Origin of the sequence: Chryseobacterium sp. BGARF1, assembly GCF_001677955.1 — a bacterium.
Classification (GTDB): domain Bacteria; phylum Bacteroidota; class Bacteroidia; order Flavobacteriales; family Weeksellaceae; genus Chryseobacterium.
The window spans coordinates 1-368 of sequence record NZ_LELA01000220.1 but is presented as its reverse complement, the minus strand read 5'-3'; the positions used below and the strand labels follow the sequence as shown (position 1 = coordinate 368).

Genomic DNA, 368 nt, shown 5'->3' with positions numbered 1-368 from the left:
TTATTTTTAACCTTATATAGTTATGATTGACAAAGAAGAATTATTAAACAACAAGGATTTCTATAAATCCTTTAAGAGCGGAGAAGATCTAACCTCTTTTTTCAAGCAAATACACAAACGAGCTGTTGAACACATGCTGGAAGCGGAACTAGATGCTCATCTGGACAATGAAAAACACGAAAAAACCAAAGATGGTAATTATCGAAACGGACACGGAACCAAGAAAATTAAATCCTCATTTGGTGAGAGTGAAATAAAAGTTCCCAGAGACAGGTCCGGAAGTTTTGAGCCTGCTTTGGTACCAAAAAGGCACAATATTATCGAAGGCCTGGAAAATATTATTATCTCATTATACGCTAAAGGTATGA

Annotated in this window: 1 protein-coding gene; it reads left to right on the top strand. The window is 35.3% G+C overall.

Annotated elements, in window-relative coordinates; all coding sequences use genetic code 11:
• Positions 1 to 22: 22 nt before the first annotated feature.
• Positions 23 to 368 (top strand): transposase (locus AB671_RS21680; protein ID WP_185116248.1); only part of this gene is annotated, 346 nt, incomplete at its 3' end.